This is a genomic window from Ferruginibacter lapsinanis (genome assembly GCF_020783315.1).
In the GTDB taxonomy this organism is placed as follows: domain Bacteria; phylum Bacteroidota; class Bacteroidia; order Chitinophagales; family Chitinophagaceae; genus Ferruginibacter; species Ferruginibacter lapsinanis.
In genome coordinates, this window is record NZ_CP086063.1 from 3,077,878 (window position 1) to 3,098,998 (window position 21,121).

Sequence of the window (21,121 nt, forward strand, 5' to 3'; positions counted from 1 at the left end):
ATAAAAAAGATAGGTTTAGCGCTCTATTACAGTAACTGATTTACTACAGGAACAGGAAGAACTTTCTTGTCCATCCTGTGCAGGATTAGTTACAGTAAGTACAACCGTAAAACTTCCCGTTTGACTACCAGATTTAACATGAAGCGTAGAGGTTCCATTCCCGGATGTTATAACGGCATTCGATGAATTGTTTTTGAACGACCAGGAATAAACAGTTTTGGGAGTTGTATTAAAAACTTCCGCCACAATAGCAACATCATTGCCGCCCCCGTTATTAGATTTTGCTCTTAAAGGCCCTGTTATATTACAGGAAGGCTGCTGAGCAACTGCTGTATTGATGAATAGAAACGTAAAAAAAAGCAACACCATGATCGCTTTGATGCTGCACAAAAATTTTCCTACATTACCTGATGGTAGAGGATCGCAAGGGTTGGTGATCGTTCTCATAAAAAGCGTTTTTGAGTTTTGTTTTTACAAAACAGTTGAAATAATAATGAACTGGTCCTACAACCAGGAATTGGAGAGCGCTTCAATGGGGGACGGAGGTATATAAAAACTAAAGATTTGCTTAAATCTTGAAATGGTTCTGCAACCGGCAATTGGAGGGAGCTTCAACGGGAATGGATAAAAAAATGGTAAGTATGAATGAATTATTCAGAGGATGTCAAACTATAGATGAGTCTTTCGAGAGGAGTAAATCGGATAGTTTGTTTTAAATCAGGAATCTAAAATAGTGAAATTATTTATAATTCAAAATTTTTTTTTATGACCTAAGTCATTTGATCATTAGCGACTGTAGCATGAACTTGCAACCGACCGATCAATTTATACATGATGAAATAGCAAAGCCCCACTCTTATATATTGAGAGAATAAACAGATCTATTTTTTCTTGGAAAACATATATTTTGCCCCGATTTGCACACCTAACGAATACAATTTTATACTCCCCTCACCTATGCCCGACAAGGGCATGGTCATATTAGGCTCAGCAAAAAATGAGAAGACTGAACTTGTTTTCTTCTCTAATCCAACTGATAAGGTAAATACAGAAAAAAGATTTTTATTCCCCGAAATTGATTGGTACACTTCATAACTAGATGAACCTCTTGTATAATAATAACTGTAATCTTCTCTTTTCATAATGAAAGAAGACAAACCCGTTGTAGCATAAAATATCCTTTTGGAATTTTGTACAATATTATACCTTACCGCCAATGGTATTTCAAAAACATAACAGTCTGCTTTTACTTTTTGAACATATGCATTGGCCCAATAAGTGCCAGGCTTAGCTTTATAATCACCGGGAAGAGCTATGTATTTTTTAGGCATAAAATTAAACCCTGTCTGAATACTAAATTTTTTATTGAGCTGATAGCCACCCCCGATACTATATTTAGGCAATATTGTCGGATCCGAAGATGTAAAAGAACTTACACCACATTGGTCCGGACCTATAGAAGCAAATAAATAAAATGAAGACCTTGCCTTTTTAGATTCAATCTTTGGTTTTGTAGCAGCCGTTTTCGCCAAAGCTGTATCTGCTGGTTTTTCTTTCTTTTTGGATTGTATGTTTAAAGCGGGAGAAATATCGTTTTGCACAGATGTAATAGATAGCGCATCATTTACCGAAATATTATTTTGATCAACATTGCCCTCATCATCTTTTTTATCTGTAGCGGCAGCTGTTACACTAACACTTAGATCATTAGCATTTTTTTGGGTGTCGGGATTTGCTGTAGGATTATCGTAATCATCCGGCACATTTTTATTTACTGTCATTTTATACTTACCAGCACTTACCAATCTGTTCGGAAACTTAGTAGTAGTAGTAGTAGTAGTAGTAGTAGTTATTTTATCTTGATCTTTTTTATTGGGTAAAATGTCCGGTATAATTTTATCAGCAACAACATTTTCTTTATCTGCTGATTTTTTATCTGTGTTATTTTGCAGATCATTTTGTTTTTTTTCATTCACTGAAAGAGAAGCCTGCGGCAATTCTACCGCTGCAGGAACTTGTGCAGTATATAAAAAATAGCCTCCGCCCAGCACTAAGAATGCACCGGCTAAAATAAACCACACAAAAGGTCTTCGTCTCCTGTTATCTTTATCAAGCAACTGCTCCATTCTCCCCCAGTTCTCTTCATCGAAAACCGGCTGATAATTTTCAGCAGCCTCTCTCATTTTATTTTCAATATGATCAACCGACTTTTCTTTCATAAAAATTCTGATCTTGTTTTTTAAGCAATTTTTGAATACTGATTCTTGCTTTAAATAAATTCGATTTTGATGTACCTACAGAAATATTCAATTGACGGGCAATCTCTTCATGTTTAAGTCCGTCTATAACATGCAGGTTAAAAACAGCTCGATAAATAGGGCTTAGTTTTTGAACCGTTTCAAGTAGCTCTTTGTAACTAAGTTTATTAATTGAATCCTCGTCTGAAGCAACATTCTCAGATTCATTCTCTGTTATTTCACTTACATACTTATCTGAACGATTCCTTCTAAAGTGATCGATGGAAGTATTAATGAAAATAGTTTTCATCCAGCCTCGTAAAGACTTTTCGAAATTTGCATGTACAGGAGTAAAATTATGTAGCTGACGAAAAATTTTAAGAAACCCATCATTCACCACTTCCATCGCATTTTCATTATTAGAGCAATAACGCATACAAATGGCCATTGAAAAGCCGTAGAACATTTTATAAAATTCCTTCTGGCAATCCTTTTTTGCTTCGATGCAACCTTGTACAATATCTGTAAGCGATCGGTCTGCTTGCAAGGTGTAGAGCTTTTTTAGCATTTATACTTATACTAAAATAATGTTTAAAATTATATTTCTTTAAAAACTAATATATTAAATAAATTCCCTCTGCATATTTTCAATTTAATAATGGATTTATGGATTTACTACAACACTTGCTGTCATTGAACTGTGAAAGGAACAATGATAATTATAAGTGCCGGCGGTATTAAATTTAAATGAAAAGGTTCCGTGTGTACCTAGCGTTCCTGAATTAAAACTTGTACCATCATCGGAAGTTACGGTATGGCTCATCGCATCATGATTTTCCCAGGTAACCGTAGTTCCTTTAGATATCGTTAATACAGAAGGACTAAAGGCTGATCCCGAAATAGACACATCCTCTGTAGGTCCCCCTCCCGTGGGAACAGTAGTGGTAGTTGAATCCTTTTTACAACCAAAATTTATAATAGTTACTGCGCTTAACAATAGTAAGATCGATATAAAATGAATCTTTTTCATAGAAAATAATTTATAGGTTTACTATTATAATCGTGATTATTTGAATAATGGTTGCCTTTTCTCAAAACATTTACAATAACTACCATCTTACCGGGCAACTTACTAAAGTAGCCCTTGGGGATACAAAAAATGGTAATCCATAAAGATTACCATTAAGCGATTTTGTCGGGTAGACAAGATTCGAACTTGCGACCCCACGCCCCCCAGACGTGTGCGCTACCGGGCTGCGCTACTACCCGAAAATATGGGCGCAAAATTAACCAATAAATCGAATTCAAAAATTCAAAAAACAAAGATTATCTTTGCGTAACTTTTATTACATGAAGCTTTTAATCAAGCAAGCCAAAATAGCCGACTCTTCCTCTCCTTTTAACGGACAAACTAAAGATATTTTCATTGTTGACGGTATTATCAGTAAGATCGCTGATTCCATATCAGAGCAAGCCGATAAGACCATACAGGCAAATGATCTTCATGTGAGTACAGGATGGATGGATGTCTTTTCTCACTTTTGCGACCCGGGATTTGAATACAGAGAAACAATAGAAACCGGTGCCGCCGCAGCAGCAGCCGGAGGTTTTACTGATGTGTTGATCTTACCAAATACCAATCCCGTGATCGGAAGTAAATCACAGGTGGAATATGTAGTGCAAAAATCAAGAACACTGGCCGTTAATGTACATCCCATCGGAGCGATCACTAAAAATACAGAAGGTAAAGAACTTACTGAAATGTATGATATGCAACAATCGGGTGCAGTTGCTTTCAGCGATGGAAACAACAGCGTGCAGTCTCCGGGTATCTTATTAAAAGCCCTGCAATACCTTACAGCCGTGGATGGCATTATCATTCAGATCCCGGATGATAAAACGATCAGTCCACAGGGCCTGATAAATGAAGGTGTCATCAGTACCCAACTCGGTCTTCCCGGCAAACCTGCAATTGCAGAAGAATTGATGATAGCAAGAGATATTGAGCTGGTAAGATATACCAATGCAAAAATTCACTTTACAGGCGTATCAACACAAAAGAGCATAGAGTTGATCACTAAAGCAAAAGCCGAAGGATTAAACATTACCTGCTCCGTTACCCCCTATCATTTATTATTTAATGATGAAGACCTGACCACATATGATACCAACTTAAAAGTAAATCCACCGATAAGAAATAAGGCCAACATGATGGCACTACGAAAAGCCTTACAGGATGGCAGCATCGATTGTATTGCATCACATCATATTCCGCAAAATAAAGACAGTAAGATCTGCGAATTTGAGCATGCAAAAAATGGAATGATCGGATTGGAGACTTTGTACGGCGCCGTTTCGCAGATCATATCTACAGAGAAATGTGTCGAAATACTGACCATCGCTCCCAGAAAAATTTTCGGTTTACCTATCAATGCAATAAAAGAACAGGCTACTGCTAAACTCACCTTGTTCACCCCCGACACCACATTTACTTTCGAAGAAAATATGATCCGGTCAAAATCAAAAAACTCCGCATTTACCGGAAAACAATTAAAAGGTAAAGTGATCGGTATCGTTAATGGCAATAACATTGTAGTAAATTAAATTATGCAAAAACTACTCTCCTTAAAAAAAGGACTGATCACAGGCCTAACCATGATAGCGTTAGCTTTATTTTTTTTCTACGGATTAAAAGCTCCAGTAGAAAGCAAATATCAATACGCTATCTATACCGCATATGCGCTTGGGATAGTTTGGAGTGTCTGGTCCTTCGCTACAACAGCTGAACCCTCTACCTCATTCAAAGAATATTTTTCAGCAGGATTTAAGACATTTATCATCGTTACCTTGCTAATGGTGATCTATACTGCCGTATTTTATAAACTCAATCCGCAAATATTAGAATTGAAGATCAGCCTCAATAATGAGTTGGCTTTAAAAGAGGGCAATCACACGCCAATGGAGATTGAAGACAATGCTAAGCAAATGCGAAGTATATTTATACCAATGATGCTGGCAATTACTACCTTTATGTACCTGTTTTTAGGCGCATTGATCAGTGCTGTAACGGCAGGCGTAATTATACAATTGAAAAATAAATAAAATGGATCTATCAATCATTATACCGCTGTTCAATGAAGAAGAGTCGCTACCTGAGCTGGAAGCGTGGATCGAACGTGTAATGCAACAAAATAATTATTCTTACGAAGTAATTATGATCGATGATGGCAGCACTGATAATTCATGGAAAGTGATCGAAACATTGCGTCAAAAAAACAGCAATGTTAAAGGCATAAAATTTCAACGTAACTATGGAAAAAGTGCGGCATTGAATGAAGGCTTCAAAGCTGCTCAGGGAGACGTGGTAATAACGATGGATGCAGATATGCAGGACAGTCCGGATGAAATACCTGGGTTAAGAAGCATGATCTTAAACGATGGCTTTGATATTGTAAGTGGCTGGAAAAAGAAACGATACGATAACACACTTACAAAAAACATCCCTTCTAAATTATTCAATGCGGCAGCAAGAGCCAGCTCAGGAATAAAACTGCACGATTTTAATTGTGGTTTGAAAGCATATAAAAATAAAGTTGTAAAAAGTGTAGAAGTATATGGCGAAATGCATCGCTATATACCTGTATTGGCAAAATGGAGCGGCTTTAAAAAGATCGGTGAAAAAACAGTTGAACACAGAGCCAGAAAATATGGCGTTACAAAATTTGGTTTGGAAAGATTTGTAAATGGATTCCTGGACCTTTTCTCAATCATGTTTGTTGGAAAATTCGGCAAACGTCCCATGCACTTTTTTGGATTATGGGGCACACTCTCTTTTCTTTTTGGTTTAACCGTATTTACCTACCTAACCATATCCAAATTCTTCTTTGACAAAACCGGTATGACACAAAGACCACTGTTCTTTTTTGCAATACTGGCAATGATCATCGGTACACAACTTTTTTTAGCAGGTTTTTTGGGAGAACTGATCTCTCGTAATTCTACCGAAAGAAATAACTATCTGATTGAGGATAAGTTGGGATTAGGATAGAAACACGGAGAACGCTAAGGAGAACTGATTAAAACGGATTTTTGATTTAAAATTCAAGGGATGCTTTTGCATAGTGACACAACAGAGAAAATATTAAGTGGCTTTTATACCGTATATAACACTTTAGGATATGGTTTCCTGGAGAAAGTTTATGAAAATTCATTGATGCTTGAATTTGAGTTCATGCAACTTAAAGCAATACAACAAGCCACAATAAAAGTATTTTATAATGAAAAAGAGGTTGGTAATTATTTTGCAGATATCTTAGTTGACAACAAAGTAATTGTAGAAGTTAAAGCCGGCAAAGGAGAAATAAAGGAGCATGAATTACAGGTTTCAAATTATTTAAAGGCTACAAATTATGAAGTAGCATTAATACTTCATTTTGGAGAAAGACCAACTTTTAAAAGAGTTGTCTTTTCAAATGATTATAAATAAATCCGTTAAATCAGTTACAACCAGTGTCATCAGCGATTCCATCAAATCAAAAAAAAATCATCATCATCGGCCCCGCTCACCCGTTACGAGGCGGTTTGGCATCTTACAACGAAAGATTAGCCAAAGAATTTTCATCACAAGGGCATCAGGTAAGCATCTATACATTCTCTCTTCAATACCCCGGATTTTTATTCCCGGGCACTACACAATTCTCCACAGAACCGGCTCCTGCGGATATTCATATAAAAGTCTGCATCAACTCTGTCAATCCGTTCAACTGGATAAGTGTTGGCAACGAATTAAAAAAAATGCGGCCCGATATTATTATAGTCCGCTACTGGCTGCCCTTTATGGGGCCGTGCCTTGGTACAATTTTAAGAAAGGTCAAAAAAAACAAACACACCAAAATAGTTTGTATTGCAGACAATATTATCCCTCATGAGAAGAGGATCGGCGACGAAGCATTCACAAAATATTTTGTAAAACCCATCGATGCATTCATCACCATGAGTGAAAAAGTATTGAAAGACCTTCAGCTGTTTGCACCAACAAAACCTGCAAAATTTGTAGCACATCCGTTGTATGATAATTTCGGAGAAAAAATAAGTAAAGCCGATGCCAGGAAACATTTAGCCATTGGCAATGAACAAAAGATCATCCTGTTTTTTGGGTTCATCAGAAAATATAAAGGATTGGATATTCTATTGGACGCTGTTGCCAAATTGCAAATGGCCGATTGCAAATTGCTTATTGCCGGTGAATTTTACGAAGACAGAAAAACATACGATGAACAAATAGAAAGATTAGGTATTAAAGGTGACCTCATTCTGCGAACAGATTTTATTCCAGACAGCGAAGTGAAATATTATTTATGTGCAGCAGATGTTGTTGTACAACCCTATCGCAACGCCACACAAAGCGGCGTAACTCCCCTGGCCTATCATTTTGAAAAACCAATGATCGTTACCAATGTAGGCGGCTTGCCATCATTGGTGCCAGATGATAAAGTTGGATTGATAGCAGAGCCCAACGCAGAAAGCATTGCCGAAAAAATAAAAGAATATTTTGATAAAGGAGAAGCACATTTCTTACCACATCTGGTAGAAGAAAAGAAAAAGTATAGTTGGGCTAAAATGTCGGGATCTATTATCGAAATCGCCGCTATAAATAGCTAATTTTACATTCACCTAATTTTAAGTATGATATACAGAAGCAAAGCTCCACTTCGTATTGGTTTGGCCGGCGGCGGTACAGATGTAAGTCCGTATAGCGATGAATTCGGCGGAGCCATATTAAATGCCACCGTATCGTTATTTGCCTATGCCAGTATTGAACCGATCGCAGAAAATAAAATAATTATTGAAGCGCTTGATAGAAAGGAAAGGGAAGAATATGACTTTACCAACTCGTTGCCAATAACAGGAACGCTCGATCTGGCAAAAGGAATTTATAACCGTGTACAAAAAAATTACGGACTGATCCATTCCGGATTTAAACTATCCACTTTTGTGGATGCACCTGCCGGCTCAGGCTTAGGCACTTCCTCTACCCTTGTGGTGGCTATATTGGGGGCATTTGTTGAAATGCTGAAACTACCGTTAGGAGATTATGATATTGCACACCTGGCTTTTCAGATTGAAAGAGAAGACCTGCAATTGGCCGGTGGTAAGCAAGATCAATATGCTGCTACTTTCGGCGGTGTCAATTTTATGGAATTTTACGGCAACGATAAAGTGATCGTAAATCCATTACGGGTGAGACCGGAATATTTGCATGAATTGGAAAACAACCTGGTGTTATATTTTACTGCTACCTCAAGAGAAAGTGCCATGATCATTAAAGAGCAGGTAAAAAATGTAAACGACAAAAATGAAAAGAGCATTGAAGCCATGCATCAATTAAAAGAGCAGGCTAAAATGATGAAGGAATCTTTGTTGAGAGGAAAGCTGGATCAATTTGGAGAGATACTGGATTTCGGCTTCCAACAAAAAAGACAAATGGCAGCCAATATCAGCAATAATACCATCGAAGAAATATATACTGCCGCTAAAGCCGCCGGTGCAACAGGTGGCAAGATCAGCGGTGCAGGTGGTGGCGGATTTATGATCTTTTACTGCCCTAATAATACCCGTTATGCTGTTATAGAAAGATTGAATAATTTTGGGGGAATGGTGAAAAATTATTCATTTACAAAATACGGCTTAACTACTTGGACTGTATAAAAATACATTACATTTACTCTCTTAAATATTTTAATCACCCATAATAAACTTCAATGAAATTTTTCTTTTACCTTTTTTCCATTTTAATGTTACTTAACTATAATAGTTTTTCTCAAAATGTTGGGATTGGTACCAATACTCCAAATACATCGGCTTTATTGGATATTAGTGCTGCAGACAAGGGCTTTTTGCCTCCCCGAGTTGCATTGCAGGCAACCGACAACCCTTCTCCTATTACTACACCGGCCACAGGATTATTGGTTTACAATACAGCAATTGCAGGAGTACCTCCTTACAATGTCTTGCCTGGTTATTATTACTGGAACGGAGCAATTTGGTATCCAATAACAGGAAAAGGAAATGCATATGGTGATATGCAATATTGGGATGGTACAAAATGGACAATCATTCCTATCGGAAATGAAGGAGAAAATTTAATAGTTTGTAATGGGAAACCTTCGTGGGGTAGCTGTATAAAAACGCTGACATTAGCTCCCCAAAATAATCCCAATGAAGTCTACATTAATTCTTACAGTCCGAATTCTTCTACTAGCGGTATTAGTCAATTAACAATTGCTGCCTGGACAGCCGGTGGAGTTTATTACTGGAGAGCTTTCCTGAAATTTGATATGAGTTCCATTCCGGCCAATGCTATAATTCAAAGTGCAAAATTATCCTTATACTCTACTACAAACCCAACTCAGGGAAATGGAGTTGATGCTCAATTTGGTGGAAGCAATGCATGTTACATACAAAGAGTTACCTCTAACTGGGCTACCAATACAATAACGTGGAATAATCAGCCAACTACCACTAGTAGTAATCAGGTAACAATTCCTCAATCTACTTCATCATTTCAAGATAATATTGATATGGATGTAACCGACTTAGTAAAAGATATTGTCACCTCAAATAATAATTACGGATTTGGAATAAAGCTACAAAGTGAAGTAATTTATAATGCCCGACAATATGCTTCCAGTTTTAATGCAACAGCAGAAAGACACCCAAAATTGGTTATAGTGTATACTTTACCGTAACTATTTATTAAAATTTATTTGTACTATCTATCAATGCAGAAAATAAAAGATATCATTCAATCATCTATCTCTGTAAAACAACAGATTTTACAGAACGATACGCTACTAAAAACTGTACAAGATTGCGTAACCGCAATTGTTGCAGCATTTAAAAACGGCAACAAAGTATTGTTTTGTGGCAATGGAGGCAGTGCCGCTGATGCTCAACATCTAGCGGCCGAATTCAGCGGACGCTTTTATACAGACAGAGATGCATTACCTGCAGAAGCATTGCATTGCAACACCTCTTACATCACTGCCGTAGCCAACGATTACAGCTATGATGTTATTTACAGCAGATTGGTAAAAGGCATCGGCAATAAAGGGGATGTATTAGTAGGGTTATCTACATCAGGCAATTCAAAAAATATCATCAATGCTTTTGATGTGGCTAAAGAAAAAGGAATGATCACGATCGGATTCACGGGTGATACAGGAGGAAAAATGAAAACCATATCAGATCTTTTATTGAACGTACCATCTAACGATACACCACGTATCCAGGAAAGCCATATTATGCTGGGGCATATTATTTGTGAACTGGTAGAAGAGCAAGTATTTTCTACCCCCTCCGCTCCCTAAAGGGCGAACTTAGCAGCTCACTAACTTGTTGCAACTTTAATAATTTCGAATAAGAAAATTGCACTCATATAAATTTTAGACAATGATTCACCCCAAAGTATTTTACGCTCATGTTCCCCATTTAGGGGGCGGAGGGGGTGGCTATGAAGCGATCATCCTTGCCGGTGGGTTGGGTACAAGGTTAAGATCTGTTGTTGCTGATCTGCCAAAATGCATGGCTCCTGTTGCAGGCAAACCTTTTCTTCATTATGTAATTACCTATCTGCAAAAGCAAGGAGTAGAAAAATTCATTTTCTCGGTAGGCTATATGTATGAAGCGATAGAACAATATCTTTCAAAAAAATCGCCTGCTATCCATTATCAATTATCAATTGAAACTGAGCCTTTAGGCACAGGTGGCGCCATAAAATTAGCCTGCGGGAAAGCAACAGAGAAAAATGTATTGGTATTGAATGGAGATACGCTTTTTTCTGTCAACATCAATAAATTAATGGAGCAGCATCTCCATCATCATGCCGAATGTACATTGAGTTTAAAACCAATGAAAGATTTTGACCGATATGGCGTGGTAGAGTTACATCACGATCTAAGCATTGCATCTTTTAAAGAAAAACAATTTTACCATAAAGGATTGATCAACGGTGGCGTATATGCATTGAACGTATCAAAATTTACGCATGAAGATCTTCCCGAAAAATTCTCTTTTGAAAAAGATTATTTAGAAAGATATTTTGCCGAACGTGAAATGTATGGCTCCATACACGATGAATATTTTATCGATATCGGCATTCCCGAAGATTTTGCAAGAGCGCAAACTGAATTGAAATAATTTTGTGATGTACGATTTAAGATTTGGGATTTACGATTTTCCTCAATTTAATTATTCTATCAATTAATTGAACAAACTAACAAGCAGTGTGAAATCGTAAATCGTACATCTAAAATCGTAAATTGCATTATGTTAGACCTCACAAAAATAGACAACACCTGGACCCTTTTCCTCGACAGAGACGGTGTGATCAATCACGAAAAACATTTGGACTATATCCACTCATGGGATGAATTTGTTTTTTATGATGGCGTAAAAGAAGCCATCAGCATCTTTAATAAAAAATTCAAATACATATTCATTGTAACCAATCAAAAAGGTGTGGGCAAAGGATTGACCAAACCCGAAGACCTGGCTACCATTCACCTTAACATGACAGACGAGATTGTAAAGGCCGGCGGAAGAATTGATAAGATATACCATTGCATCGATCTGGAAGAAAGCAGCCCAAATCGCAAACCAAATCCGGGCATGGGCCTGCAGGCAAAAAAGGATTTTCCCGATGTTGACCTGGGTAAAGCCCTCATGGTAGGCAATACCATCAGTGATATGGAATTTGGCAGAAACCTTGGCATAAAAACAGTGTTTCTTCCCACCACCCGGCCCGAGGTAAACCTAAGCGATTTCAGAATAGATGCTACGTACAAATCATTGATACAATTCGCAAAAGCATTATAGAATTGCTGATGACGCTGATCGATACATATGTAAACAGATTTATCCACCCCATCAGTTATAATCAGTTCAATCCGCGGCTCTATTCCCATCTTTCGTTAAATTTTATTTAAACAAGTCCATTTTTCACTGCCTTTCCTCCTTAAAGCATAAATTTATCGCATGAAGAAACCTGTATTTGCATTTACTTTTTTACTAATATCCTTTTCCGGCTTTGCCCAGCAGCATTCAGATGTTGTTTCGCTGAAGAAAAAAGAAGACTCCTTAAAAGTGTACAGCACCAAATTAATACAGGCCATCAATGCAAAAGACCGATTCAATGCCGACAGCGTTTTCACCAAAATGCTGGTAAGAGCATTAAAAATAAATGGCTCCTTCTACTACCCTTTCGATTCGCTGGAAACCATTTCTAAATTATACGCACCCGATAGCAGCTTCAGGATTTTCACCTGGCAAATGGTCATCAGTGATAATGTTATCCGTCAGCATGGTGCCATACAAATGAAAACATACGACGGCTCGTTAAAATTATTTCCGCTCATAGATAAATCCGATATCACGGTAAACCCCGCCGATACTGTGTCCGACAATAAAGGATGGATAGGCGCCGTGTATTACAAGATCATTCAGAAACGCAGCAGCAATCAAAACTACTACACCTTATTAGGCTACGATGAGAACAATATTAGAAGCACTAAAAAAGTAATTGAAGTGGTTACGTTCACCAGCGACGAACCCATTTTTGGCGGACGCTATTTTAGCTTTGAAGAAGACACTGTTTTTAAATCATCTAAGAGCCGCTACATTATGGAATTCAAAAAATCTGCAGGAGCAAGATTAGCCTATGATGAAGACCTTGATATGATCATTGTAGAACACCTGGAATCTGAAAGCAATCAACCCGAAAAAAAATGGACACTCATCCCCGATGGAGATTATGAAGGATTTAAATGGAAGAACGGCAAATGGGTACACATCGAAAAAGTATTCAACTACAAAACTCCCGAAGGACAGGAACCTGTACCAGAACCACTCCGAGACGCCGGCGGAAAGATAGATGATACGAAGCTGAAAGAAAATTAGTTGATGTGCTGATATGTTGATGTGCTAATGTGCTGATTTGGAAGAAGCTATTATCTTGGAGAGTACTTTCTTAATAGAAATGCATTTATTTGATAATTCTTCGCAATCAGGGTAACCTTCTGATGATCTACAAAGCAATAACCAATATTCAGTTTCTTCAGCTTCCTTAGCCGCTATCTTTATTTTATGGATAAAATCATTCCTGCTCTCAGCACTCTGTGCTTCCTTTACATTAGCACCAATACTTGTTCCCGATCTTAATAATTGTTTGGAAATAACATACTTGCGGTTGGCATCAAGTAATTCTGCATATTTAATAATTGACAATGCAAACTCTAAAGAAAGATCGACTATTAAATTCGGACCATTGTTTAATGACATAACTTTTCTCCAATAGTCATCAAAAAACAAAAAAAGGTTGCATCTTGCATCAGCACATCAGCACATCAGCACATCAGCACATCAGCACATCAGCACATCAGCACATCAGCACATCAGCACATCAGCACATCAAAAAATTAATCATTGAGTTTCAACACAGCAAGGAACGCCTCCTGCGGCACTTCCACATTACCTATCTGCTTCATACGTTTCTTCCCTTCTTTCTGTTTCTCTAATAGTTTACGCTTACGACTGATATCACCACCATAACATTTAGCAGTAACATCCTTACGCATAGCGCTGATATTTTCACGAGCCACCACTTTAGCGCCGATAGCAGCTTGTATCGCAATCTGGAATTGCTGACGAGGTAATAATTCTTTTAATTTCTCACATAATTTTTTACCAAAATCATGTGCACGACTTCTGTGGATCAATGCACTCAATGCATCCAGTTTATCACCGTTCAATAAAATATCCATCTTCACAATATCACTCGGTCTGTATTCAATCGGATGATAATCGAAAGAAGCATACCCACGGGTAATACTTTTCAAACGATCGTAAAAATCAAAAACGATCTCCGTCAATGGCATATCAAAATTCAATTCCACCCTTGTAGGTGTTAAGTAATTCTGACTCACCATTACACCACGCTTGTTGATACACAAGGTCATGATATTACCAATGTATTCCGGCATCGTAATGATTTGAGCACGGATAAAAGGTTCTTCTATCACATCAATGCGGCTGGGGTCAGGCATTTCCGTAGGATTGTTCACAATGATCAACTCCCCCTTGGTAGTAGTCGCTTTAAAGCTCACGTTCGGAACGGTGGTGATCACCGTTTGGTTAAACTCTCTCTCCAAACGCTCCTGTATAATTTCCATGTGCAGCATTCCTAAGAATCCGCAACGGAAACCAAACCCTAAAGCCTGTGAAGTTTCCAATTCAAACGTAAGTGATGCATCATTCAATTGCAGTTTATCCATGCAATCTCTCAACTCTTCAAACGCATCCGTTTCCACCGGGAAGATCCCCGCAAAAACCATCGGCTTCACATCTTCAAAACCCTTTATACTTTCTAAGCAAGGATTCACTGTGGTAGTGATCGTATCACCCACTTTTACCTCCTTGGCATTTTTAATACCCGTAATAATATAGCCCACATCCCCGGCCCTCACTTCATCCTTGGCTTCCATGCCCAGTTTTAAGATACCCACTTCATCCGCACCATATTCCAATCCTGTATTACTGAACTTAATTTTTGCATTCTTCTTCAGCACCCCGTTAAACACACGGTAGTAAACAATGATACCTCTGAAGCTGTTGAACACACTATCAAAGATCAACGCCTGCAAAGGTGCATCCACATCCCCGGTTGGGGCCGGAATACGCTCAATGATCGCCGTCAATATCTCTTCAATACCAATACCGCTTTTACCGCTGGCCAATAGTATCTCTTCTGGTTTACAACCGATCAGTTCCACAATTTGATCCGTCACTTCAGGGATCATCGCCCCTTCCATATCTATCTTATTGATCACCGGAATGATCTCTAAATTATTTTCAATTGCCAGGTACAAGTTGCTGATTGTCTGTGCCTGTATACCCTGAGAAGCATCTACCAACAACAGCGCCCCCTCACAAGCCGCCAGCGCCCTGCTCACCTCATAACTAAAATCCACATGGCCCGGAGTATCAATCAGGTTCAGCACATACTCCACCCCTTTCCATTTATAGTTTACCTGTATGGCATGGCTCTTAATAGTGATCCCCTTTTCCCTCTCCAGGTCCATATCATCCAGTACCTGCGCCTGCATATCCCTTTCGCCGATAGTATGGGTAAACTCCAATAACCTATCCGCCAGGGTGCTCTTTCCGTGGTCAATATGTGCAATGATGCAAAAATTTCTGATATTCTTCATGTACGATCTCGTCTTTTTAAGATGTGCGAAGGTAGGGCATTTTAGCCGATTTTTTGCTACGCAAAATAAGGTTTATGTAACGGGCTTTAGTACTACTATTTAACATCGTTGTGTCACTCACTTGTACTTTTTCAGCTTCATTGGGCTTTTATCGAAGTGTATAATTAGCCTATAAATACAAAACGAAGCCCACCCTTGCCGTTGTTGCGTCGCCTGACCAACAACTATAATACGTCAACAAGTTTAAAGCAAGTTACTCTTCAATGGCTAAGACTTCGGCTGTTGGTCAGGCAACGCAACAGCCGCGTTATGATTAGGTGGGGATATTATTGTTAGAAAAGTGGATACCAACAACGGCAAAAAAAGCTTTTTTCCACCGAAGATGTTGCTTGCTAACAATCCGTGAGACGCCGCCTGGTCTTACAAAAGGTTACACACTCAACCCACTTAAATAATAAACTTTCTTCAACTTAGTGCTTTTAAATCACTAAGTTGTGTTTCAATCATCAATTGAACCAATCACCCCTATGGCTTAGTGGTTACAGGGTAAACAGTATAATTTCATTCACCTCAAATTAAATATGATGCACAGCAAAATAAACCAACTCCGTGTTGTTCTTTTATTAACTTCTTTTTGCTTTATTAACACTATTGCTTTTTGCCAGGTAAATTTTGAAGACAAGTTTTTAAAAACTCAAGAGGATATCGCTTTCACTACAAACTACACAACTGTTGTTAGCTATATGAAAGATAAAAATTATACGCTTAAGTCAAAAGAGGAAGAAGAGGGTAAAGTGTTTTTTATTTTTGAAGGAAGCTTTAAACAATTGGTTATAGTGGCGTATTCAAAAAATAAAGAACTTTTTCTTGTAAAAAGTAACCTATTGGCTTTAAACCTGGTGTTTGCCCAAATGGAAATGAAGAATAAGGAATTCAAAATACTATCCTCTGTCAATGAAGAGTTTGAAGGAAATAAATGGGTTGATATCATTTGGGCAAAAAAAGGCTACAAATATCAGTTTCAAATTGAAGACAATGGTGAAAAAATTTCATGGGTGTATTTATTATCTGCTGATGCCCAGATTGAGTATAATCAAGACAGTAAATCTGTAGCTCCCTAATAGGCGCATTCATTGCACAGATACGCTGACGCCTGTATATCTTCAGCAGTGAGGAGCAGAAATCGATACTGTCACAGCAGAAATCGATTTTGTCACAGTAGAAATCGATTTTGTCGGAGCAGAAATCGATACTGTCGGAGTAGAAATCAACTTTGTCAGAGCAGAAATCGATACTGTCGGAGTAGAAATCAACTTTGTCAGAGTAGAAATCGATGCTGTCGGAGTAGAAATCAACTTTGTCAGAGCAGAAATTGATTTTGTCAGGACGGAAATCGTCATCTCCAATCAAGAAATCGACAACTCCAGGAAAGAAATCGACAACTCCAGGAAAGAAATCAATAATGTCAGAGCAGAAATCGACTTTGTCGGAGTAGAAATCGATGCTGTCAGAGCAGAAATCAACATCTCCAAATAAGAAATCAACAACGTCACAGTAGAGATCAATTCTCTCTGCCTCTGTTGGTGTTCTCCTTACCCTGCACCCCCTCGTGTTCTGTAGAGTTGCGTATATTTGATAAGCAACCAGTACACACCAAAGCCGGTAACAAATCACTTACATGAACATCGATTTTAAAATGCAGCAAAGTATGCGTTGGTTTGGTCCCAACGATCCTGTAAGCCTTGCAGATATACGGCAAGCAGGCTGCACAGGCGTGGTAACAGCCTTGCATGATATCCCCAATGGCGAAATATGGACAACAGAAGCAATCAATAAAAGAAAAGCAGAAATAGCATCCGCAGGGCTGATATGGAATGTGGTAGAAAGCTTACCCGTGCATGAAGACATTAAAACACATTCTGGTAATTTTCTTTTATACATCGATAACTACAAACGATCTATTCAAAACCTGTCAGCCTGCGGCATCCATATTATCACTTACAATTTCATGCCTGTATTGGATTGGACAAGAACAGATCTTGCCTATACCCTACCCAATGGCGCTAAAGCATTGCGTTTCCAAAAAGCAGCCTTAATTGCTTTTGATATTTTTATCTTACAAAGAAAAAATGCCGACAAAGATTATTCTGTCACTGAATTACAACAAGCAAAAGAATTATTTGATACACTAACGCCGGAAGAAAAGAAATTACTTCAAAAAAATATCATCGCCGGCTTACCCGGAAGCGAAGAAAGTTTTGATCTGAAAGATTTCACAAAGGCAATTGAAAGATATGATCATATAAGCAGCGATACACTTCGTCAACATCTTATTTATTTCTTAGAGCATATCATCCCCGTTGCAGAAAAAGCAGGTGTGCAAATGGCTATTCATCCCGACGATCCGCCCTTTTCTATTTTAGGTTTACCACGGATCGTATGTGCTGCCAACGACATTCGGTTGTTGACCAAAGCACTTCCCTCCTTACACAATGGCCTCTGCTTTTGTACCGGCTCCTTTGGTGTAATGGAAGAAAACAATTTACCTCAAATGATCGAAGAGTTTTCTGAACGCATTCATTTTATTCATCTGCGTAGCACCAGGCGAAATGACCGGGGCGATTTTTTTGAGGATGATCATTTAGCAGGCGATGTAGATATGTTTGCTGTGATCAGCAAATTAACAGAGGCTATGCAAAAAAGAAAATGCAGTATTCCTATGCGTCCCGATCATGGACATCAAATGCTGGATGACCTTAAAAAGCATACTAATCCGGGCTATTCAGCCATCGGCAGATTAAAAGGACTGGCAGAATTACGTGGCCTGGAAATGGGTATCATTGAATCTAAAAAACGTTTGTAAAATATGAAACAACTACTCTATTGTATCTTATTTTTTTCTTCTTCAATTACCGCTCAAACGTATAACATAATTGACTATGGTGCTGTTGCAGATGGCAAAACACTCAATACAGTATCCATACAAAAAGCGATTGATGCCTGTTCACAAAAAGGTGGCAAGGTCATAGTTCCTGCCGGAATTTTCATGACCGGAACATTGTATGTAAAAGATAATGTAACAATATACCTCGAGAAAAATGCAACCATAAAAGGAGGCGCTTTTTTTACTGATTACCCCGACAATGTTGTACAATACAAAAATTATTTTTCACATTTTCCTGATGGAAGCCTTAGAACAAATAAGGCATTATTGTTTGCAGAAAATGTACACAATATTACAATAGAAGGCAAAGGAACGATCGATGGCAATGGCAAAAGCAGCGATTTTAATTTAGGTGATGAAACTGCAGTTGCCAGAAGTTGGGAGCGCCCCTGTGGTATTCTTTTTATCAGTTGTAAAAAAATATTGGTACAAAATATCCGTTTAACCAACTCAGCTTATTGGTTACAAAATTACCTCAACTGCGATAGTGTTACTTTACGTGGATTGACCATTTACAATCATGCCAACCACAATAATGATGGAATGGATATAGACAGCAGAAATGTATTGATAGAGAACTGTACAATAGACAGTGACGATGATGCCCTCTGCTTTAAGAGCCACAGCAGAAATAATATTTGTGAGAACATTGTTGTTCGAAATTGTGACATCGCTTCCAATTGCAATGCTATAAAATTCGGCACCACTTCTATCGGAGGATTCAGAAATATTAAGATATCCAATTGCAGGATACACAAAGCTGCCGAAAGTCCTTTTTTCAATTGGCAAAAACAACTCACCGATATTGAGTTGCCCATCACTAACCTGGCAGGCATTGCCATTGAGAGTACAGATGGCGCAACAATTGACAATATCAACATCTCCGATATCAAAATGAAAGATGTACAAACCCCTATATTTATTGTACTGGGAAACCGTGGAAGAAAACAACCCGGCGACACCGCCTCAGCTCCTGTTGGCTCCATAAAGAATATTACGTTAGAAAATATCACTGCAAAAGCGCATAGTAAAATAAGCAGTTCTATAACCGCCTTTCCCGGGCAGTATCTCGAGAACATTCAATTGAATAATATTTCCATCAACAATATGGGCAAAGGAACTGTAGCAGATGCAAGTATCATTTTACCCGAAAACCCTGCAGTATATCCTGAAAACAGAATGTATGGAGAGATCTATCCTGCCGCCGCCTTTTACATAAGACATGTAAAAGGTATAACACTCAACGATATCTATTTAAAAAATAGAAATTCAGACAAGCGTTTGCCGATAATAATGAATGATGTTATCAATGGAAAAGTAAATGTACTAAAGGTAACGGGTAACTGATTTTGTCCCGGCGGAGTTTTTGCAACAATAGTTAACCAGTAAAAGGATCTTCTTCCGAGCAATATCCCGTGCCGGTGATGTTGCTCGAAAGAGTATAACGAAATTGTTTCCTGTGCCACCAATCAAAACAAAGTCATTTCATTAATCAGCAACAAGATAACCGTTCAGATACCCGGTAGCGCTGGAATACCCACTTGAATAAGGATAAAAATGTTTTTCAAACTTTATGGTCTGCCCTGCGGTTAGATGAACATCAAACGAAAATTGAAACCGCTTATAATAATCATGATTACCTCCTCCAACTACATGCAACGCTATTCCCATATCTACAGGGTACGCTTTGTTATTGATATAATAATCTAAATAAGCACCAGTTTCTACAGCACTGGTAAGATTTAAGTAACTCATATCAACTGCCCCCGAAAAATGATAAAGCCCGGTCTTGTTTATTTTTAAACGGGTTGCATTCCCTCCCACTATAAATACCTGCGAAGGGCTAAGGTTATAATTTGTTGTTACAAAATTCATGGAGTCAATATTAAACCCAGCTGTTGTTTGTGAAAGATCAAAAGAAAAACGGATCGTATTACCAAAAGCCGCATTTGTCCACAAAGGACTGGATGATCCGTTGGAAGTAAGTACCTGCCCGGCCGTACCGCTATTACCAAACACCTCCAGTGCGCCACCAATATTTATAGGGCCGGTCAATGTAGTACCTGCTTCCGCATAAATTTGCACTTTTCTGTCAGTGGTTTTGTTGCCTGCACCTACAATATCCAGCGCATCAACAGTAAATGTGCGGTAACCAATTTTGCCGGCATTAATTTCTTTGTTTGCCACCCCTCCACCAAATTCCAAAGCATTAAAGCCTTCTATTTTTGCAGCGCCGTTTATATCCAGTTTTGCAGTAGGCGATGCAATGCCAATGCCCACATTATTAGAACTTGTAGCATACAGCAGGCCAATATTATTTGGTGCAAGTATTACAGGCATATTGGTGCCGGCTCTGCTGCCCAATACCAAACTGGTATCAGGGAAATAAACAAAGCCATCGTAAGTAACTGAGTCTGCAGTATTTTTTGTAAGGCCTATCCAGGGATTGGTACCCTGTATCCTTAATACTTCGTTATCTCCTTTCAGGTGTAATAATTTTTGTGGTACGGTGGTACCAATACCTACATTTTGTGAAAATGATACGCTTGCCCAAAAAAGACAAACGTTAACTATAGTAATAATCTTTTTCATAACGATTAGTGTTAGTTATTATTTGTAAAGTAGCTGTGGGATAGAGCGGCTACTATGTCTACGGCATGAAAAATTAATTAATA

21 protein-coding genes and 1 tRNA gene are annotated in these 21,121 nt (G+C 38.3%); 14 read left to right on the top strand and 8 right to left on the bottom strand.

Annotation, left to right across the window (positions count from 1 at the left end):
• Positions 1 to 15 precede the first annotated feature (15 nt).
• The 5 genes from LK994_RS12780 to LK994_RS12800 form a co-directional block, all read right to left on the bottom strand.
• Positions 16 to 447 (bottom strand): hypothetical protein, encoded by a 432-nt coding sequence (locus tag LK994_RS12780; protein WP_229760480.1) that lies wholly within the window; start codon positions 445 to 447, stop codon positions 16 to 18.
• A 434-nt stretch (positions 448 to 881) separates the two neighbouring features.
• Entirely contained in the window at positions 882 to 2,219 is a 1,338-nt protein-coding gene (locus LK994_RS12785; protein ID WP_229760481.1) for a PorT family protein, read from the bottom strand.
• Positions 2,200 to 2,805 (bottom strand): RNA polymerase sigma factor, encoded by a 606-nt coding sequence (locus tag LK994_RS12790; RefSeq protein WP_229760482.1) that lies wholly within the window; start codon positions 2,803 to 2,805, stop codon positions 2,200 to 2,202. The genes LK994_RS12785 and LK994_RS12790 overlap by 20 nt, the downstream gene beginning before the upstream one ends.
• Before the next feature lie 96 nt (positions 2,806 to 2,901).
• A complete protein-coding gene (locus LK994_RS12795) occupies positions 2,902 to 3,267 on the bottom strand; it encodes a cupredoxin domain-containing protein (protein ID WP_229760483.1) in 366 nt (121 codons plus the stop codon).
• Between the two features lie 165 nt (positions 3,268 to 3,432).
• Positions 3,433 to 3,506, bottom strand: a tRNA-Pro gene (locus LK994_RS12800).
• An 81-nt stretch (positions 3,507 to 3,587) separates the two neighbouring features.
• Here LK994_RS12800 and LK994_RS12805 point away from each other — a divergent pair.
• The 11 genes from LK994_RS12805 (at position 3,588) to LK994_RS12855 (ending at position 13,193) form a co-directional block, all read left to right on the top strand.
• Positions 3,588 to 4,841, top strand: a complete 1,254-nt coding sequence (locus LK994_RS12805; RefSeq protein WP_229760484.1) for a dihydroorotase — start codon at positions 3,588 to 3,590, stop codon at positions 4,839 to 4,841.
• A gap of 3 nt (positions 4,842 to 4,844) precedes the next feature.
• Positions 4,845 to 5,339, top strand: a complete 495-nt coding sequence (locus LK994_RS12810) for a DUF4199 domain-containing protein (protein ID WP_229760485.1) — start codon at positions 4,845 to 4,847, stop codon at positions 5,337 to 5,339.
• 1 nt (position 5,340) lies between these two features.
• Entirely contained in the window at positions 5,341 to 6,285 is a 945-nt protein-coding gene (locus tag LK994_RS12815) for a glycosyltransferase family 2 protein (protein ID WP_229760486.1), read from the top strand.
• Between the two features lie 60 nt (positions 6,286 to 6,345).
• Positions 6,346 to 6,723 (top strand): GxxExxY protein, encoded by a 378-nt coding sequence (locus LK994_RS12820; RefSeq protein ID WP_229760487.1) that lies wholly within the window; start codon positions 6,346 to 6,348, stop codon positions 6,721 to 6,723.
• A 23-nt stretch (positions 6,724 to 6,746) separates the two neighbouring features.
• Complete coding sequence (locus LK994_RS12825; RefSeq protein WP_229760488.1) at positions 6,747 to 7,898, top strand: glycosyltransferase; 1,152 nt, start codon at positions 6,747 to 6,749, stop codon at positions 7,896 to 7,898.
• Positions 7,899 to 7,922: 24 nt separating this feature from the next.
• Positions 7,923 to 8,945, top strand: a complete 1,023-nt coding sequence (locus LK994_RS12830; protein WP_229760489.1) for a GHMP family kinase ATP-binding protein — start codon at positions 7,923 to 7,925, stop codon at positions 8,943 to 8,945.
• Positions 8,946 to 8,998: 53 nt separating this feature from the next.
• The gene (locus LK994_RS12835; protein WP_229760490.1) at positions 8,999 to 9,985 is read left to right on the top strand and encodes a DNRLRE domain-containing protein; all 987 of its coding nucleotides are present in this window, start codon (positions 8,999 to 9,001) and stop codon (positions 9,983 to 9,985) included.
• Between the two features lie 33 nt (positions 9,986 to 10,018).
• A complete protein-coding gene (gmhA, locus tag LK994_RS12840) occupies positions 10,019 to 10,606 on the top strand; it encodes a D-sedoheptulose 7-phosphate isomerase (RefSeq protein WP_229760491.1) in 588 nt (195 codons plus the stop codon).
• A gap of 82 nt (positions 10,607 to 10,688) precedes the next feature.
• Positions 10,689 to 11,435 (top strand): nucleotidyltransferase family protein, encoded by a 747-nt coding sequence (locus LK994_RS12845; protein ID WP_229760492.1) that lies wholly within the window; start codon positions 10,689 to 10,691, stop codon positions 11,433 to 11,435.
• A 129-nt stretch (positions 11,436 to 11,564) separates the two neighbouring features.
• Complete coding sequence (locus tag LK994_RS12850; RefSeq protein WP_229760493.1) at positions 11,565 to 12,113, top strand: D-glycero-alpha-D-manno-heptose-1,7-bisphosphate 7-phosphatase; 549 nt, start codon at positions 11,565 to 11,567, stop codon at positions 12,111 to 12,113.
• 159 nt (positions 12,114 to 12,272) lie between these two features.
• Positions 12,273 to 13,193: a hypothetical protein gene (locus LK994_RS12855; RefSeq protein WP_229760494.1), complete on the top strand. Its 921-nt coding sequence runs from the start codon at positions 12,273 to 12,275 to the stop codon at positions 13,191 to 13,193.
• A 24-nt stretch (positions 13,194 to 13,217) separates the two neighbouring features.
• Here the strand turns inward: LK994_RS12855 and LK994_RS12860 are convergent, their stop codons facing one another.
• Together LK994_RS12860 and lepA are read right to left on the bottom strand one after the other, a co-directional pair.
• Positions 13,218 to 13,574 (bottom strand): four helix bundle protein, encoded by a 357-nt coding sequence (locus LK994_RS12860; RefSeq protein ID WP_229760495.1) that lies wholly within the window; start codon positions 13,572 to 13,574, stop codon positions 13,218 to 13,220.
• 137 nt (positions 13,575 to 13,711) lie between these two features.
• Positions 13,712 to 15,502 (bottom strand): translation elongation factor 4, encoded by a 1,791-nt coding sequence (gene lepA, locus LK994_RS12865; protein WP_229760496.1) that lies wholly within the window; start codon positions 15,500 to 15,502, stop codon positions 13,712 to 13,714.
• Positions 15,503 to 16,245: 743 nt separating this feature from the next.
• On the opposite strand from lepA, the gene LK994_RS12870 reads away from it, so the two are divergent.
• The 3 genes from LK994_RS12870 to LK994_RS12880 all read left to right on the top strand — a co-directional run bounded on the left by LK994_RS12870 (position 16,246) and on the right by LK994_RS12880 (position 19,793).
• A complete protein-coding gene (locus LK994_RS12870; protein WP_229760497.1) occupies positions 16,246 to 16,623 on the top strand; it encodes a hypothetical protein in 378 nt (125 codons plus the stop codon).
• Between the two features lie 557 nt (positions 16,624 to 17,180).
• Positions 17,181 to 18,365 (top strand): mannonate dehydratase, encoded by a 1,185-nt coding sequence (gene uxuA / locus LK994_RS12875; protein WP_229760498.1) that lies wholly within the window; start codon positions 17,181 to 17,183, stop codon positions 18,363 to 18,365.
• A 3-nt stretch (positions 18,366 to 18,368) separates the two neighbouring features.
• On the top strand, positions 18,369 to 19,793 hold the full coding sequence (locus tag LK994_RS12880) for a glycoside hydrolase family 28 protein (protein WP_229760499.1): 1,425 nt from the start codon (positions 18,369 to 18,371) through the stop codon (positions 19,791 to 19,793).
• A 141-nt stretch (positions 19,794 to 19,934) separates the two neighbouring features.
• On the opposite strand, the gene LK994_RS12885 is transcribed toward LK994_RS12880, so the two are convergent.
• On the bottom strand, positions 19,935 to 21,038 hold the full coding sequence (locus LK994_RS12885; RefSeq protein WP_229760500.1) for a hypothetical protein: 1,104 nt from the start codon (positions 21,036 to 21,038) through the stop codon (positions 19,935 to 19,937).
• Between the last annotated feature and the right edge of the window lie 83 nt (positions 21,039 to 21,121).